This window comes from Aliiroseovarius sp. S1123 (genome assembly GCF_023015885.1).
GTDB lineage: Bacteria > Pseudomonadota > Alphaproteobacteria > Rhodobacterales > Rhodobacteraceae > Aliiroseovarius.
On the sequence record NZ_JALKBE010000003.1, the window covers coordinates 267,965 to 285,341 of the forward strand.

A 17,377-nucleotide genomic window follows, 5' to 3' on the forward strand; every position below is an offset into this window, starting at 1 on the left:
CTGGTGCTGTTCGCTTCGAGTTTATGTGGATTAGCTATACTCAAGATTGCCCCAAGACTCATCAAATAAACGACATACTGATCATCACTAGGGCAAGCGCTTTAACAGGTCTTTAAAGCTAAAATTCAACACTATCTGTATTTATAACAGTATTTTAACCCCTATTTTGGAAAATGGCCCCGGACAAGCAGGAGGCGCCCATGATCAACTGGGGTCGCGTAAACGAACTGAAAGACGAAATCGGGGAAGAAGATTTTGGCGAGGTCGCCGAGATCTTTTTGGAAGAGGTGGACGAGGTGATTGCCCGCCTGAAATCCAGCCCGAATCCCGCACAGTATGAACAGGACATGCACTTCCTGAAAGGCTCGGCACTGAATTTGGGGTTTCAAAACTTGTCTGAGATATGCGGTCAGAATGAGCAAGCCGCCGCAAACGGTCAGGCCCACCAGATCCAGCTCGATCCGGTATTCACCACCTATGATCAGTCCAAGGCCGAGTTTCTGGCGCAGTGCTAGACTACAAACTCGGCGATGGTTTCGTCATCCGTGATGTCCGAGAAGGCAAAGCCGTGTTCTTCCAACCGCTGCTCAAGCAGGTCGAAGTTCTCGGGTCGGCTGGTTTCGATGCCCAACAAAACTGACCCAAAGTTGCGCGCGCTTTTCTTCATGTATTCGAACCGGGCAATATTGTCGTCCGGACCGAGGATCTGAAGGAAATCTTTCAGCGCGCCGGGACGTTGCGGCAGGCGAAGCAGGAAATATTTCTTCAGCCCGGCAAAACGCTGACCGCGTTCTTTGACATCGGGAAGACGTTCGAAATCGAAGTTCCCGCCCGAGGTGACACAGATCACGGTCTTGCCCTGAATGTCATCCCTCAGGTCTTTCAGCGCGTCGATCGACATCGCGCCGGCGGGTTCCAGCACGACCCCTTCGACGTTCAGCATGTCCAAGATGGTCAGGCAAATCCGATCCTCGGGCACAGTCAGAACATGCGCCGGATCGACTGATTTCAGCACCTCGAACGTCATCGCGCCAATCCGCGCGACCGCGGCGCCATCGACGAAGTTGTCCACATAGTCCAGTGTGACCGGCTGCCCGGCCTCCAGCGCGGCACGCAGGCTGGCGCCCCCTGCGGGTTCGACATAACGCAAAGAGGTTTCCGGCGCAGTTTCGCTCAGATACTTGGTAACCCCTGATGACAGCCCGCCGCCGCCAACAGGCAAAATGACCAGATCCGGCGCACGGCCAAGCTGCGACACGATCTCGGCGGCGACGCTGGCCTGACCTTCGATCACATCCGTATCGTCAAAAGGCGACAGGAAATGGCCGCCCTCGGCAGCGCAGTAGTCTTGCGCGGCTTTCAGCGTGTCGTCGAAATAATCCCCAACCAAGCGGATCTCGATGTTGTCCCCGCCGAAGATGCGGGTTTTCTCGATTTTCTGCTGAGGTGTCGTCACCGGCATGAAAATCACACCCCGAACGCCGAAGTGGCGGCTGGTAAAGGCCACACCCTGCGCGTGATTGCCTGCGGATGCGCAGACAAACAGATCCTGCGACGGATCCGCAGCCAAGGCCTTGCCCATCGCATTCAATGCACCACGGATTTTGTAGCTGCGAACCGGGCTGAGGTCTTCGCGTTTCAACCAGATATCGGCGCCATACATCGCAGACAGATGGTCATTGCGCTGCAAGGGTGTTGCAGGGAACAACGCGCGCATTTGCTGTTCGGCGACGCGGGCTCTTTTCAAAAAATCGCTCATGCGTGATCTCTCCATCAAGACGTATGCCTTGGCAAGTCCAACCCGCGAGGGGGCACGCGGAAGTTGTGTCGGTTTGGAAACAGTGATGACAGAATGTCGCTCATTGTGTGCGTATTTGAACAAAATACTTGTCAGAATTGTCTGGCAAACTAGCGTTTCGTCAATCAGAACTGGTTAACACACCCAGCACTCACGGAGAGCGTGTAAATGAAGAACCTCACCAAAGCCGTCATGACCGCACTGGTCACCACCCTTGCTGTCCCCGTCGCAAGCACTTCGATCATGCTTGTGTCTGCCGAACCTGCTCTTGCCAAAGGCAAAGACAAAGAAAAAGGCGGCGGCAAAGAGAAAGGTGGATCCAAGTCGCAAGGTGGAAGCAAAGCGTCGAACGGCAACGGCGCGGTTCGCAGCACGCTAAAAGGGGCGAATGCCTCGAATGCCAGCGCGCGCGCTTTGGAAGTCGCCAATGAAAACAGCCGCGTCGGCAAAGCGGCCGCCTATCGCGATGCAACGGTTGCCGCTGACGAAGCGGAAGGGACTGCCGCCGCCGCAGCCGCAGCAGTTGAGGCCCATAAGGAAACTGATCCCGGTGTCACCGAGGCCGAAGCGCAGGCCGCGGTCGACGGTCTGAACGGCGATCTGAGCACCCTGAACGGCGAGAAAACCGCACTCCAAGAAGAGCTTGATGCGCTCAACGAAAAAACCGAGCTGACCGAGGACGAAGCCGCACGCGTTGCTGAACTGGAAGGCGAACTGACCGCAAAGGACGACCAGATCGCGCAGACCGAAACCGATCTGGCAGCCGCAGAGGCCGATCTTGAGGTCGCCAAAGCCTATGAGGAAGAACTCGCACGCCTCGAAGCTGAAGAAGCTGAAGCTGCCGAAGCTGCCGCCGCTGCGCAACACGACTCGCTTCTTGTGCTGACCGATGGCCGTGACATTTCCGAGGACGAAGCCGCGATGGAAGAGCTGCACGGCAACCTCGGGCTCTGATCCGTTCCGCCACAGCGCGAAAATTACCAAGGGCGGTCCGATGGGCCGCCCTTTTCCGTGCAGAACACGCCCTGTGATCCTTGCTCTTTCCCTTAAAAACATATAAGCGCCGCGCGATACGCTCGTGAAAGGGAAACCGATGATTTCGACCAATACTGCACCGCAGAAGGCACCTAAGAAAGTTGTTCTGGCCTATTCCGGTGGCCTTGATACCTCGATCATCCTGAAATGGCTGCAGACCGAGTATGGCTGCGAAGTGATCACCTTCACCGCTGACCTTGGTCAGGGCGAAGAACTGGAGCCCGCACGCAAGAAAGCCGAAATGCTGGGCATCAAGCCTGAAAACATCCACATCGAAGACCTGCGCGAAGAATTCGTCCGTGATTACGTCTTCCCGATGTTCCGTGCCAACGCGCAGTATGAAGGCCTGTACCTGCTGGGCACTTCGATCGCGCGCCCGCTGATCTCGAAGCGTCTGGTGGAAATCGCTGCCGAGCACGGCGCGGATGCCGTCAGCCACGGCGCGACCGGCAAAGGCAACGACCAGGTGCGTTTCGAACTGGCGGCTTACGCGCTAAACCCCGAGATCGTCGTGATCGCCCCGTGGCGTGAATGGGATCTTGGCTCGCGTACCAAGCTGCTGGAATTCGCCGAGCAGAACCAGATTCCGATTGCCAAGGACAAGCGCGGCGAGGCGCCGTTCTCGGTCGACGCAAACCTGCTGCACACCTCGTCGGAAGGCAAAGTTCTGGAAGACCCGGCCGAGGACGCACCGGATTACGTCTATCAGCGCACCGTGCACCCGGAAGATGCGCCGGACACACCCGAATATATCGAGATCGAGTTCGAAAAAGGTGATCCCATTGCCATCAACGGCGAAAAGATGTCGCCTGCAACCATCCTGACCAAGCTGAATGAATACGGTCGCAAGCACGGCATTGGCCGTCTGGATCTGGTGGAAGGCCGTTATGTTGGCATGAAGTCGCGCGGCATCTACGAGACCCCCGGCGGCACCATCCTGTTGGACGCCCACCGCGGTATCGAGTCGATCACCATGGACCGCGGCGCGATGCACCTGAAAGACGAGCTGATGCCGAAATACGCCGAGCTTCTGTACAACGGCTATTGGTTCTCGCCCGAGCGCGAGATGCTTCAAGCAGCCATCGACCTGAGCCAAGAGCACGTGACCGGCACCGTCCGCATGAAGCTGTACAAAGGTCTGGCCCGTGTGGTTGGCCGTTGGTCGGATCACTCGCTGTACTCGGAAGAGCACGTGACCTTCGAAGAGGACATGGGCGCTTACGACCAGACCGACGCCGCTGGCTTCATCCAGCTGAACGCGCTGCGTCTGAAACTGATCGCGATGCGCAACAAACGCGTCAAGTAAACTCGCGCCACGTCACTGTGGACCAAATTGAAGCGCCCTCGTATCACACGAGGGCGTTTTTACATGAGGACCCCCATGCCCCTGACCCCCATCGTCGAAAAGATCGAACGCGGCCTGACCAAGGTACCATTTGATGAAAGCCTGAAGCTGGATTGCGGCGAGGATGGCGTGATTGTTTTGCAAGACGGGGCAGTATCGCGCGAGGATGCAGATACGGACTGCACGATCTCAATGTCGCACGCCAATTTGCAGAAGCTGATGAAGGGCGATTTGAACCCAATGACCGCCTTCATGATGGGCAAGATCAAAGTGTCCGGAGATGTGTCGATCGCGATGCGTCTGGGGCAGCTTTTGAAAGGGTAGAAGTCTCTAACCTTGTAGAAAGCGGTCTACTTCGTCCCGCGACGGGATCGCGTCTGCGGTACCAAAGCGCGTGACTTTGATGGCGGACGCCGCCGCCCCAAGCCGCATGGCTTCTTCGCGTGACATCCCCTGATCCAACCCCGCGGCGACATAACCGATAAAGCAATCCCCCGCGCCAGTCGTATCAACCGGCGTCACCGGGAAAGCCGGAACTTGTGCGGTCTCCACACCATTCTCGATCCAGACCGCTCCATCCGCCCCTTTGGTGATCAGCACCACGGGCACCGGAAGATCCGCCAGCCCCACGCCCAGCGCGCCGGTCAGTTGCTGCGCCTCGACCTCGTTCAACACCAGCATATCCGTCACGGGCAGCATCGCCTTTGCATCCTCGGCCACAAAGGGCGCGGCAGAGTAGATGACGCGCAGACCTTTCGACTTGGCCAGCGTTGCGGCCTCGACCGTCAGGGCGGTTTCATTCTGCAAAATCAGCGTGTCCCCCGGTCCCGCGTCTGACAAAGCCCTTGCCACATGATCCTGCGAAAACGCACGGTTTGCGCCAGGATAGAGAATGATTTGGTTCTCACCCTCGGGATCAATTAGGATGTTGGCGTGGCCCGTTGCCACTTTCGACCGCGCGATGTGGCGCGTGTCGACCCCGGCCTGCGTCAGCACCTCGACACACCATTCACCTTCCGGCCCAACCGCCCCGATATGACACACCCGAACCCCGGCACGCGCGCTTGCGACTGATTGATTGGCGCCCTTGCCGCCCAAACCAACGGAATGCTCGTTCGCTGCCAAGGTTTCGCCCGGCGCGGGCATGTGCGGCACGCGATAGAAGTTATCAATGTTGATGGATCCGAGGTTGAATAGGGTCACGCGGCGCCTCCTTGCCTGTCCACGTTAGCGTGCTTGCCCGCAGGCGCAAGTCGTGCGTAGCATGACGGGGAAACGCCTTGTTTTATTCACCCTTTTGAATGTCACTTCGCTATTGTATTCCATTGTATACCGTATATATCAGACGCAAACGCGCGCACCACCATGGAGATGACCATGACAAAGATCCAAGCCACCTTGATCCCCGGCGATGGGATTGGCCCCGAAATCACCGAAGCCGTCACCGCTATTCTTGATAAGATGGGCAGCCCGTTTGAATGGGACGTGCAGCAGGCCGGGATGACCGCATTTGAATCCGAGGGCACCCCCCTGCCCGAAGCCACGCTGGACAGCATCCGCAAAACCAAACTGGCGCTGAAGGGTCCGCTGACCACGCCCGTTGGCGGTGGGTTCAAGTCGATCAACCTGCAACTGCGCCAGGCGTTCAACCTGTATGCCAACGTCCGCCCGACCAAGACGATCAAGCTGGAGGGGCGTTTTGACAACGTCGACATGGTGATCTTCCGCGAGAACCTTGAGGGGTATTACATCTCGGACGAAGGGTACATGGAGCACAATGGCGACCCCGAGGGGAAGGTGTTCTCGACCAGATATAACACCAAGGAAGGCGCCCAGCGCATCACCCGCGCCGCGTTCGAATATGCACTGGCGAACGGGCGCAAGAAGGTCACGATTGTCCACAAGGCCAACATCCTGAAGCTGCTGTCCGGCATGTTTCTGGAAGAAGCCCGCAAGATCGCCCAAGAATATGAAGGCCGCGTCGATTTCGACGAACGCATCGTCGATGCCTGCGCCATGCAGATGGTAATGTACCCCGACAGCTTTGACGTGATCGTCACCACCAACCTGTTTGGCGACATCCTGTCCGATCTGGCCGCCGGTCTGGTCGGCGGTCTGGGTCTGGCCCCGGGCGCCAATATCGGCAAAGACGCCGCGATTTTTGAGGCCGTGCACGGATCGGCCCCCGACATTGCGGGCCAACAGAAAGCCAACCCCTGCGCGTTCCTGATGGCCGCGGGCCTGATGTTGGAGCATGTGGGCAAACCCGAAGACGCCCAGCGCCTGAAGAAAGCGGTGATCGAAACCGTGCAGGCCAAAGATCGGGTCACGCCTGACCTTGGCGGCACCGGCAACACGATGTCCATCGCCGAGGCCATCATGGATCGACTTTGACCACTCGTTGGGGTCGCGGCTTGGGCTGCGACCCTTTTTCTTGGGGCTGTTAGCGCTCCGCCCTTTTTTTCTTCACGGGTTTTGTGTAAGGGAAAGGGGAAATCTCACCTATCGACCTTCTGGACCTTGGTCCGTTGGCGAACCTTTCCGCGAAAAAAGAGGTGCTCTAAAATGACCGATAAATCGCAAGCAGACATTCTGTATACAATTGTAGACGAAGCGCCCGAGCTAGCCTCGGCCTCGTTCCTTCCGATCATCCGCAAGTTCGTTTCCACCGCGGGAATCACCGTTGGCACGCCGGACATTTCGCTGGCCGGCCGCATCATCGCGACCTTCCCGGAAAACCTGACCGACGATCAGCGTCAGTCGGACGATCTGGCCGCGCTGGGCGAGCTGGTGAAGACCCCCGGCGCGAACGTGATCAAGCTGCCGAACATCTCGGCCTCGGTCCCGCAGCTGGTTGCCGCCATCGAAGAACTGCAAGGTCAGGGTTACAACATCCCGTCCTACCCGGAAGATCCGCAGACCGACGACGAAAAAGCCATCCGCGCCCGTTATGACGGCATCAAAGGTTCGGCTGTGAACCCGGTTCTGCGCGAAGGCAACTCGGACCGTCGTTCGGCCCGCGCCGTTAAGAACTTTGCCCAGAACAACCCGCATTCGATGGGTGCTTGGGAATCGTCCTCGAAGACCAAAGTGTCGTCGATGCCGGGCAACGACTTCTACGCCAACGAAGTATCGGCCACCATCACCGCCGCTCAGGCAGGTGACGCGAAGATCGAGTTTGTCGGTAAAGACGGTTCGACCACCGTTCTGAAAGACGGCTGGTCGCTGGAAGAAGGCACCATCGCGGATGCGACCTTCATGTCGGCAAAAGCCTTGGGTGCGTTCCTGGCCGAGGCCATCGAAGACACCAAGAAAGACGGCACCATGTTCTCGCTTCACATGAAAGCGACCATGATGAAAGTGTCGGACCCGATCATCTTCGGCCACGCTGTCAAAGCATGGCTGGGTCCGGTTTGGGACAAGCACGGTGCCGCGATTGCTGCTGCCGGCGGTTCGCCGAACTCGGGTCTGGGTGCGGTTCTGGACGCCATCAACAGCTTGGACAACGCAGACGAGATCAAAGCGGAAATCGTCGCGCTGGACCGTCCGTCGATGTACATGGTCGACTCGGACAAAGGCATCACCAACCTGCACGTGCCGTCGGACGTGATCATCGACGCTTCGATGCCCGCCGTGATCCGCGCTGGCGGTAAAGGCTGGGATGAGGCTGGCAACAAAGGCGACACCAACTGCGTGATCCCCGACCGCTGCTATGCCACCGTCTATGACGAAACCATCAACTTCTTCAAAGCCAACGGCGCGCTGGACGTGACCACTGCGGGCTCGGTCGCAAACGTTGGCCTGATGGCACAGAAAGCGGAAGAGTACGGCTCGCACCCGACCACGTTTGAAGCCCCTGCAGACGGCACCATCCGCATCGTGACCGCCAATGGCGACACGCTGCACAGCCACGACGTCGAGGCCGGTGACATCTGGCGTTCGTGCACCGTGAAGAAAGCCCCGATCGAAAACTGGATCGAGCTGGCCCTTGACCGTCAGCGCCTGACCGGTTCGGAAGCGATCTTCTGGCTGGATGCAAACCGTGGCCACGATGCCGAGCTGATCAAATACGTAACGCCCGCATTGGAAGCTGCTGGCAAAGCCGACCTGTTCCAGATCATGGCCCCGCGCGAAGCAACGGCTCAGTCGCTGAAAACCATCACGGCTGGCAACGATAGCATCGCCATCACCGGCAACGTGCTGCGTGACTATCTGACCGACCTGTTCCCGATCCTGGAGCTGGGCACCTCGGCCAAGATGCTGTCGATCGTGAAGCTGATGAAAGGTGGCGGTCTGTTTGAAACCGGCGCTGGTGGTTCGGCTCCGAAACACGTTCAGCAGCTGGTCGAAGAAAACCACCTGCGTTGGGACTCGATGGGCGAGTTCTGTGCCTTGGGTGAAAGCCTGAACTTCCTGGCGGACGTTAAAGGCAATGCCAAAGCGGGCGTTCTGGGTGCCGCTGCCGAAGCCGCGACCCAAGGCATTCTGGACAACAACAACTCGCCGTCGCGGAAAGTTGGTCAGCCGGATAACCGCGACAGCCACTATTGGTTCGCCCGCTACTGGGCCGACGCTCTGGCCGCTCAGTCGGACGATGCTGATCTGGCAGCCGAGTTCGCTCCGGTTGCCAAGGCGCTGGCGGATGGCGAAGAAGCCATTCTGGCCGAGCTGGCAGCAGTTCAGGGTCCGGCGGCTGATATCGGCGGCTACTTCCGCCCGTCGGTCGAACTGAAAGCCAAAGTGATGCGCCCCTCGGCCACGCTGAACGCGATCATCGACTAAAGCGTTTTGGGATGAACTTGAAACACAAGTTCGTCCCGAAACGCCCGCGATGCAGATATCTGGCACAGCGTTTCAGCTTCCTCCTACTCAGGCCAAACCTGAAACGCTTTTGATACGTCTCTAAATCACCTGAAAACCCCGTCCTTGTGGCGGGGTTTTCTGTTTTAGGGGGTCAGCGTCACGACGCCAGATTGGCGCAATAACACGTGTTCTGGGAACCAGATGTCGCTGGATGGGGTGTCGTACACACGCGCGATAAACTCCACTGACACACCCTGCCCCTGCATAAACTCCCGATCCCGCGCTTGCTCGGCTTCGATATCAAACCCCGGCAACCGCTGCGCGTCTTCCAGCGAGTAGCTGTGAAACCCCAGACGTGCGTCTGGTCCAAGTTGCCGCTGGCTACCGGCGATGAACATCAATGTACAAGCCGAGCTGCACGCATCGTCCACTTGGGTCTGAAGGCCATGCGTCGTGATCAATTTGGCAAGGCCGCGCGCTTCGAACACATTGCCGCCTTCGCTGCTGAGGGTAATGCGATTAGGGGCAGGGCCTTGTGTCAATTCCCGTCCCAGCGCCTTGGTCGCACCCAGAACAATTTGCCCCTGAAACAGAAGGCTGCCATCAGGCTGGCGAATAATTTGATACTGCGCCTGCCGCTCTTGCGCCTTACGTTCGGCGAAGCTGGGTCCGTCATCAACTGGACGCGTCGCCAACCCCAAGGCCCACCATTGCGACACCACGACAAACACCGCGATAATCAGGGCAATCATCCCACCCCACGTGGGCAGCATCGACCCGGTATCGCGCACGCGCAGATCCGCCGCACGGAAATATCCGACAGCTTGCCACAACAAGCACAATGCATCGGCACCAGCCAGAACCACGGCCACCCAAAGCGCAATCGGAGCGTCGCGCAAAACCATCAAGATCAAGGCATAGGCCAACAGCCGGACCCCAACCCCGTTGACCCAGAAGCTTTGCCAAAGCGGATGCTTTCCGCGCAGATGATCCACTGCATATCCCATGGGCAACCCTAGGGCCGTCCCGTGAAACAAGTCAAACCGGGTCAGAAGCGATCCCGGTCATGGGGGCGATCAAAGTCCAGCGCCGGACCTTTGGGTACCACGCGCGTCGGATTGATCGTCTCGTGCGAGTAATAGTAGTGGGATTTGATGTGCTCCATGCTCACCGTCCCGGCCACGCCGGGATGTTGATACAGCTCACGCAGATAGTTCGAGATATTCGGGTAATCCTCAATCCGTTTCAGGTTTGTTTTGAAATGCCCGTGATAGACCGCATCGAACCGGATTAGCGTGGTGAACAGACGCCAGTCGGCCTCGGTCAGTTGATCGCCGACCAGATAGCGGCTTTCGGATAGGATGGTTTCCACCCGGTCCAGGGCCTCGAACAGCGCGTCGAAGGCCTGTTCATACGCCTCTTGCGTGGTGGCAAACCCGCAGCGATAGACACCATTATTGATGTTTCGATAAACGTCATCGTTGATCGCGTCGATCTGGCCCCGCAGCGCTTCGGGATAGAAATCCAGCGTGTTTCCGGTCAGCCCATCAAAGGCCGAGTTGAACATCCGGATGATTTCCGAGCTTTCATTGCTGGCAATCCGTTTTTGCGCTTTGTCCCACAGAACCGGCACCGTCACCCGGCCCGAGTAATCGGCCTTGTCGGTCGTATAAACCTGATGCATGAAACTGTGCCCGAACAGCGGGTCGGGGTCGGCGGGATCAAACTCCCACCCATTCGACAACATATGCGGATGCACCGCAGTTACACCAATCAGATCCTCAAGCCCCTTCAGCTTGCGAAAGATCAGGGTGCGGTGCGCCCAGGGGCAAGCGAGCGATACATAAAGATGATAGCGCCCGGCCTCGGCCTTGAAGCCAGCATCGCCCGTCGGGCCGGCGGCACCATCCGCGGTGACCCAATTGCGAAAGCGTGCGTCTTCGCGTCTGAATTTACCGCCGGTTTTCTTGGTGTCGTACCAAACGTCGTGCCAGACGCCATCCACAAGCTGACCCATCAGAGCCTCCTATCTTCACCAGAAAAGATAACAACCTCAGGTCAGCAAACAATTCAGCGCAATACGCGTCAGACCTGTTCAACCCTGCACAGAAGAAAACGGCCCGCGGGATGTTCCGCGGGCCGAAAACGTCTCTAACTTGGCTGAATTAGCGCTTTCCCAATCGGGTCGCGGCCAGCATCGCCATGTTCAGAATGTCGTTCGAGGTCGAGTTGGTCGAACAAATCTGGATCGGCTGATCGATGCCCGACAGGATCGGACCGATGACCGTGGCGCCGGCCAGTTCCTGCATCATCTTCACCGAGATCGACGCCGAGTGACGGGCCGGAACCACCAGAATGTTGGCTGGGCCAGACAGGCGGCAGAACGGATACTGTGCCATCACGTCAGAATTCAGGGCAACATCTGCGGTCATTTCGCCTTCAAACTCGAAGTCTACGCCGCGCGCTTCCAGAATGGTCGGTGCTTCATGCAGTTTCGACGCGCGCTCCGAGACCGGATAGCCGAAGGTCGAGAAGCTGACGAAGGCCACGCGCGGCTCGAGCCCCAGACCACGGGCTACGGCGGCAGCACGTTCAGCGATATTTGCCAGATCTTCGGTTTCGGGCCATTCATGTACCAAGGTATCCGCAATCAGAACGATGCGGCCTTTGTGCAGAACGGCCGTCACACCCACGGCACCATCCGAAGCGCGGGCGTCAAACACGTGATTGATGCGATCCAGAACATAGGCCGACTTCCGGGTCGCGCCCGTGATCAGGCCGTCGCCATGCCCATGCGCCAGCATAAGCGACGCGAAGACGTGGCGGTCGCGCGCGGCCAGACGGTGGATATCGTGGCGGTCGAAGCCCTGACGCTGAAGGCGCTCGTACAGGAAATCCTTATAGGTCTCCAAGTGCTCGGTATTCGCGGCGTTCACAATCCGCAGCTCGCGCACGGCGTCGCCCAAACCATCGGCGGTCAGCTTGGCTTTCACATCTTCTTCGCGCCCAACAACCAGCGCCTGACCATAGCCATTGCGTTGATACTGAACAGCAGCACGCAGCACTTGCGAGTTGTCGCCCTCGGCAAAGATCATCGTTGCCTGGTTCTTACGCGCCCGTGCAGTGATGCCGCGCAGGATCGAGGCCGTCGGATCCATCCGCGCCTTCAGGCTTTGCTCGTACCCGTCCATGTCGATGATCGGGCGACGCGCGACGCCTGTGTCCATCCCGGCCCGCGCAACCGCTGGCGGGATCACGTGGATCAGGCGCGGATCAAAGGGTGTTGGAATGATATAGTCGCGGCCAAAGGTCAGCTTCTTGCCGTAAGCCATGGCCACTTCGTCTGGCACGTCTTCGCGGGCGAGTTCGGCCAGTGCCTGCGCACAAGCGATCTTCATCTCGTCATTGATGGCGCGTGCGTTGATGTCCAATGCACCGCGGAACAGATACGGGAAGCCCAGCACGTTGTTCACCTGGTTCGGGTAATCCGAACGACCAGTCGCAACGATCGCGTCATTGCGCACTTCGTGGGCTTCTTCCGGCGTGATTTCCGGATCGGGGTTCGCCATGGCGAAAATCACCGGATTGTCGGCCATCGAGGCAACCATGTCTTGCGTCACCGCGCCTTTGACGGACACGCCAAGGAACACGTCGGCTCCGTCCATCGCCTCTTCCAGCGTACGGAGTTCGGTGTTGGCAGCGTGGGCCGATTTCCACTGGTTCATACCATCGGTACGGCCCTGATAAATCACGCCCTTGGTGTCACAGACGATGCAGTTGTCATGCTTTGCGCCCATCGACTTGATCAGCTCGATACAGGCAATGCCCGCCGCGCCCGCACCGTTCAGCACGATGCGGCAATCCTCGATCTTCTTGCCCGACAGATGCAGCGCGTTCAGAAGGCCCGCCGCGCAGATCACTGCGGTGCCGTGCTGGTCGTCGTGGAAGACCGGGATATCCATCTCTTCCTTCAGACGCTGTTCGATGATGAAACATTCGGGCGCCTTGATGTCTTCAAGGTTGATGCCGCCAAAGGTCGGTCCCATCAGCTTGACCGCGTTGATGAAGGCTTCGGGATCTTCAGTATCCAGCTCGATATCGATCGAGTTCACGTCGGCAAAGCGCTTGAACAGAACGGCCTTGCCTTCCATCACCGGCTTTGACGCCAGTGCGCCCAGATTGCCCAGACCCAGAACCGCAGTCCCGTTGGAAATCACCGCCACAAGGTTACCCTTGTTGGTATAGTCATATGCCGTCTGCGGGTTCTCGGCGATTGCCTCACAGGGTACCGCAACACCCGGCGAATAGGCCAGGGAAAGGTCGCGCTGTGTGGTCATTGGAACGGACGGCGTGACCTCGAATTTGCCCGGCGTGGGGTCAATATGGAAGGCAAGAGCCTCTTCATCTGTGATCTTGGCTTTGGGCATGGTTCGGGCCTTTGTCATCTTCTTACGAAGTCAAACCCTTACAGGGGGAAAATCCGGGCCTCAACCGGTATTGTGCTACTATTCTGTCTTTTATCGGGGGTTTTTGGGTAATTGTTGGAAATTATATTCGTTTGTTAGCGCAATAAACGCAATTCCGCACCACCCTGGCATTCCCACGTGCCTTTCGACCCGATCCATCCTATATCTCGATCAACAGATTTGGAGGCTTCACGTGGCACACAAAGTCCTTTTGACCGGCGGCGCAGGGTTCATTGGCTCGCATACTTTCGTCGAACTGACCAAAGCCGGGTATCAGGTTGTGATCCTTGATAACTTCTCGAATGCGGATCGGGGCGTGCTGGACCGGCTCGAGGTCATCAGCGGCGAAAAAGTCGTCCACGTGGACGGAGATGTGCTGGACCAAGAGCTTCTGACCCGCGTGTTTGCCGAACACAAGTTTGACGCCGTTATCCACTTCGCCGCGCTGAAGGCCGTTGGCGAAAGCACCGAAAAGCCGCTGGACTATCTGACCACCAACATCTCGGGTCTTTATGCGCTTTTGAACGTGATGAAAGCGGCGGGTGTGTTCCGTCTGGTCTTCTCATCCTCGGCCACCGTGTATGGCCAACCCGATCAGCTGCCCGTGCCTGAAACCGCGCCGCGCAGCTTCAACAACCCCTATGGCTATACCAAGCTGGTCTGCGAACAATCGCTTGAACAAGTTGCCGCCGCCGATGACCGCTGGGCCTTTGGAATCCTGCGCTATTTCAATCCTGCCGGTGCCCATGAAACGGGCCTGATCGGAGAAGACCCGAACGACATCCCCAACAACCTGATGCCCTATATTGCCAAGGTCGCCACCGGTGAGCTTCAGAAGCTTTCGGTTTTCGGCAACGACTACGACACGCCCGACGGCACCGGCGTGCGTGACTATATCCATGTGATGGACCTGGCGCGCGGGCATGTGCAATCGGTGGATGCGCTTCTGAAAACGGGCGAAGGTCACACTGTGAACCTTGGCACAGGCACCGGGTATTCCGTTCTGGATATGCTCCGCGCCTATGAAAAAGCCGCTGGGAAAGAGCTTCCCTATCAAATGTCCCCACGCCGCGCGGGAGATGTGGCCAGCGTGTATGGCGATCCAACCAAGGCCCGTGATGTGCTGGGGTTCAGCGCGACACGCGGTCTGGATGACATGTGCGAAAGCAGCTGGAACTGGGTCTCGCGCCGCAAAAATAGCTGACCCCTCTTTCACCCCGACGCCCGACATTCTAGTCTGTCGCAAAGCAAAACGCCGGGGGGCAGCAGGTGAGCGATAAACCAGCCAAGATCACGCCGATGATGGCGCAGTTTCTTGAGATCAAAGAAGGTTATAAAGACGCCCTTTTGTTCTATCGTATGGGCGATTTTTACGAACTGTTCTTTGATGACGCCGTCGCGGCCGCCGCGGCTTTGGACATTGCCCTGACCAAACGCGGAAAGCATCTGGGCGAAGATATTCCCATGTGCGGCGTGCCGTTTCACGCGGCCGAAGGATATCTTCTGACGCTGATCCGCAAAGGGTTCCGCGTCGCCGTCTGTGAACAGATGGAAAACCCTGCCGAGGCGAAGAAGCGCGGCTCGAAATCCGTTGTGAAGCGCGATGTGGTGCGGCTGGTCACGCCCGGAACGCTGACGGAAGAAAGTCTTCTGGACGCACGCCGCCACAACTTCTTGGCCGCCTACAATGTGGTGCGTGACGAAGCGGCGTTGGCCTGGGTTGATATTTCGACCGGTGCCTTCCGCGTAATGCCCTGCCCGCCCATACGTTTTGGCCCCGAGCTCGCCCGCCTCGCCCCGCGCGAGGTGGTACTGTCCGAGGCAGATTTTCCTGATTGCGCGGGAATAGTGACTGAATCAGGAGCATCCCCGACCGAGCTGGGCCGCGCAGCCTTTGACAGCACCGGGGCTGAAAAACGTCTTCTGGATCTCTATAAAATTAGGTCGCTTGATGCATTCGGCAGCTTCTCGCGCGCTGAACTTGGGGCGATGGGGGCCATCGTTGAATATCTGGACATCACCCAGAAAGGAAAATTGCCGCTTCTGCGCCCACCGGTGAAGGAGCTGGCGCAAGGCACAATGCAGATCGACGCCGCAACCCGCCGCAATCTGGAACTGACGCACAGCCTGTCCGGTGGACGCGATGGATCGCTTCTGTCAGTGATAGACCGCACCGTGACCGCAGGTGGTGGGCGTTTGTTGGAACGTCGCATCTCCAGCCCCTCGCGCACCCTGTCAGAAATTAACGACCGGCTGGATGCGGTACGTTTTCTGGTGGAACAGAGACTGATTTGCGAGAGTACGCGCGAGTTTTTGCGGAATGTCCCCGACATCGACCGCGCGCTGTCGCGCCTCGGACTGGAACGCGGAGGTCCCCGCGATCTGGGCGCCATTCGCAATGGCCTTGCTGCCGCAAATGATCTGGCCGACAGCCTGTCTCAGTCCGATCTGCCCGCAAAACTGGCGGAAGCCTCGCAAAATCTGCGTGGACATGACGATCTGGTCGACCTTCTGGATCAAGCGCTGGTCGCCGAACCGCCCCTTCTGGCCCGTGACGGAGGTTTCATCGCCCCCGGCTATGACGAAGACCTCGACGAAGCGCGCCAATTGCGCGACGAAGGCCGTGGTGTGATCGCCGCGATGCAGGCGCAATATGCCGAGCACACCGGCATCAGCTCGCTGAAGGTGAAGCACAACAATGTGCTGGGTTACTTCATCGAAACCACGGCAACCCATGCCCAGAAGATGCTGAACCCGCCACTGTCGGAAACCTATATTCACCGGCAAACTACAGCAAACGCGGTGCGGTTCACGACTGTGGCGCTCAGCGATATGGAGACCAAAATCCTGAATGCGGGCAATCGGGCACTTGAGATTGAAAAACGTCTCTATTCCAGCCTAACGGCCGCAATCTTGGATCAGGTTGGCGCGGTTTCAGATACCGCCCGCGCCCTGTCCGAAATCGACGTGGCCACCGGTTTTGCGGATCTGGCGCGCTCCGACAATTGGTCCGCTCCGGTGGTAGATGACAGCCGTGTGTTTCACGTGGAAGGCGGCCGCCACCCTGTGGTCGAAGCCGCGCTGCGTAAAACGGGCGAAGCGTTTGTGGCCAATGACTGCGACCTTGCCGATGGCGCAAAAGCAGCCGATGTCTGGCTTCTGACCGGCCCGAACATGGCCGGCAAATCGACCTTCCTGCGTCAGAACGCCCTGATTGCCCTGCTGGCACAGGCCGGCAGCTTTGTTCCGGCAATATCCGCGCATATCGGGCTGGTCTCGCAACTGTTCAGCCGCGTGGGTGCTTCGGACGATCTTGCGCGGGGTCGGTCGACCTTCATGGTCGAAATGGTCGAAACTGCGGCCATTCTGAACCAAGCCGACGACCGTGCGCTGGTCATTCTGGACGAAATCGGGCGCGGGACGGCAACCTATGACGGCCTATCTATCGCTTGGGCGACGCTGGAGCATCTGCACGACGTCAACAAATCCCGCGCGCTGTTTGCCACGCATTATCACGAGATGACCCAGCTGTCTGACAAGCTGGATGGGGTCGAAAACGCCACAATTGCGGTGAAAGAATGGGAAGGCGAGGTGATTTTCCTGCATGAAGTCCGCAAAGGCGCGGCCGACCGGTCCTATGGTGTGCAGGTTGCCAAACTGGCAGGCCTTCCGGAAAGCGTTATCGCCCGTGCAAATGTGGTTCTTGAGGCGCTAGAGAAAGGCGAGCGCGAAGGATCAGGTCAAAAGGCCATCATTGACGACCTTCCGCTGTTTTCCGCCGTTGCCGAGCCAGTTCAAGCAGCACCCTCTGGCCCCAGCGATCTGGATAGGGCCCTGAAGGATATCCACCCGGACGACCTGAAGCCGATCGAAGCGCTGAACCTGCTTTATGAACTGAAAGAACTGGCTGCAGAAACGTAAACGCCCCCG

The 17,377-nt window shown here is 58.4% G+C and carries 13 protein-coding genes; 8 read left to right on the forward strand and 5 right to left on the reverse strand.

Translation table 11 applies throughout. From position 1 onward, the window contains the following. The first annotated feature begins 200 nt into the window (after window positions 1-200). Window positions 201-515, forward strand: a complete 315-nt coding sequence (locus MWU53_RS08115) for an Hpt domain-containing protein (RefSeq protein ID WP_247092245.1) — start codon at window positions 201-203, stop codon at window positions 513-515. Here MWU53_RS08115 and ilvA read toward each other — a convergent pair. Next, window positions 512-1,759 (reverse strand): threonine ammonia-lyase IlvA, encoded by a 1,248-nt coding sequence (gene ilvA, locus MWU53_RS08120; RefSeq protein ID WP_247092247.1) that lies wholly within the window; start codon window positions 1,757-1,759, stop codon window positions 512-514. The two genes, MWU53_RS08115 and ilvA, sit on opposite strands and share 4 nt — an antisense overlap. Window positions 1,760-1,966: 207 nt before the next feature. Here ilvA and MWU53_RS08125 point away from each other — a divergent pair, with 207 nt between their 5' ends. The 3 genes from MWU53_RS08125 to MWU53_RS08135 all read left to right on the forward strand — a co-directional run bounded on the left by MWU53_RS08125 (window position 1,967) and on the right by MWU53_RS08135 (window position 4,502). After that, window positions 1,967-2,752 (forward strand): hypothetical protein, encoded by a 786-nt coding sequence (locus tag MWU53_RS08125; RefSeq protein WP_247092249.1) that lies wholly within the window; start codon window positions 1,967-1,969, stop codon window positions 2,750-2,752. Between the two features lie 139 nt (window positions 2,753-2,891). Next, entirely contained in the window at window positions 2,892-4,139 is a 1,248-nt protein-coding gene (locus MWU53_RS08130; RefSeq protein WP_247092252.1) for an argininosuccinate synthase, read from the forward strand. Window positions 4,140-4,214: 75 nt separating this feature from the next. Next, complete coding sequence (locus tag MWU53_RS08135) at window positions 4,215-4,502, forward strand: SCP2 sterol-binding domain-containing protein (protein ID WP_247092254.1); 288 nt, start codon at window positions 4,215-4,217, stop codon at window positions 4,500-4,502. 6 nt (window positions 4,503-4,508) lie between these two features. Here MWU53_RS08135 and MWU53_RS08140 read toward each other — a convergent pair whose 3' ends face one another. After that, entirely contained in the window at window positions 4,509-5,381 is an 873-nt protein-coding gene (locus MWU53_RS08140) for a ribokinase (RefSeq protein ID WP_247092256.1), read from the reverse strand. Between the two features lie 174 nt (window positions 5,382-5,555). Between MWU53_RS08140 and MWU53_RS08145 the strand changes: the two genes are divergently transcribed. Then, the gene (locus tag MWU53_RS08145) at window positions 5,556-6,572 is read left to right on the forward strand and encodes an isocitrate/isopropylmalate family dehydrogenase (RefSeq protein WP_247092258.1); all 1,017 of its coding nucleotides are present in this window, start codon (window positions 5,556-5,558) and stop codon (window positions 6,570-6,572) included. A 171-nt stretch (window positions 6,573-6,743) separates the two neighbouring features. Continuing rightward, window positions 6,744-8,960, forward strand: a complete 2,217-nt coding sequence (locus MWU53_RS08150; protein ID WP_247092261.1) for an NADP-dependent isocitrate dehydrogenase — start codon at window positions 6,744-6,746, stop codon at window positions 8,958-8,960. Between the two features lie 164 nt (window positions 8,961-9,124). Here MWU53_RS08150 and MWU53_RS08155 read toward each other — a convergent pair whose 3' ends face one another. The 3 genes from MWU53_RS08155 to MWU53_RS08165 all read right to left on the reverse strand — a co-directional run bounded on the left by MWU53_RS08155 (window position 9,125) and on the right by MWU53_RS08165 (window position 13,408). Next, window positions 9,125-9,988 carry a hypothetical protein gene (locus MWU53_RS08155; RefSeq protein WP_247092263.1) on the reverse strand — a complete coding sequence of 288 codons (864 nt, stop codon included), beginning with the start codon at window positions 9,986-9,988 and terminating at the stop codon, window positions 9,125-9,127. Between the two features lie 41 nt (window positions 9,989-10,029). Continuing rightward, on the reverse strand, window positions 10,030-10,998 hold the full coding sequence (locus MWU53_RS08160) for a glutathione S-transferase family protein (RefSeq protein WP_247092265.1): 969 nt from the start codon (window positions 10,996-10,998) through the stop codon (window positions 10,030-10,032). Window positions 10,999-11,146: 148 nt separating this feature from the next. After that, entirely contained in the window at window positions 11,147-13,408 is a 2,262-nt protein-coding gene (locus MWU53_RS08165; RefSeq protein ID WP_247092267.1) for an NADP-dependent malic enzyme, read from the reverse strand. A 232-nt stretch (window positions 13,409-13,640) separates the two neighbouring features. Here MWU53_RS08165 and galE point away from each other — a divergent pair, with 232 nt between their 5' ends. Then, entirely contained in the window at window positions 13,641-14,651 is a 1,011-nt protein-coding gene (gene galE / locus MWU53_RS08170) for a UDP-glucose 4-epimerase GalE (RefSeq protein ID WP_247092269.1), read from the forward strand. Between the two features lie 95 nt (window positions 14,652-14,746). Beyond that, window positions 14,747-17,368, forward strand: a complete 2,622-nt coding sequence (mutS, locus tag MWU53_RS08175; protein WP_247092528.1) for a DNA mismatch repair protein MutS — start codon at window positions 14,747-14,749, stop codon at window positions 17,366-17,368. Window positions 17,369-17,377 lie beyond the last annotated feature (9 nt).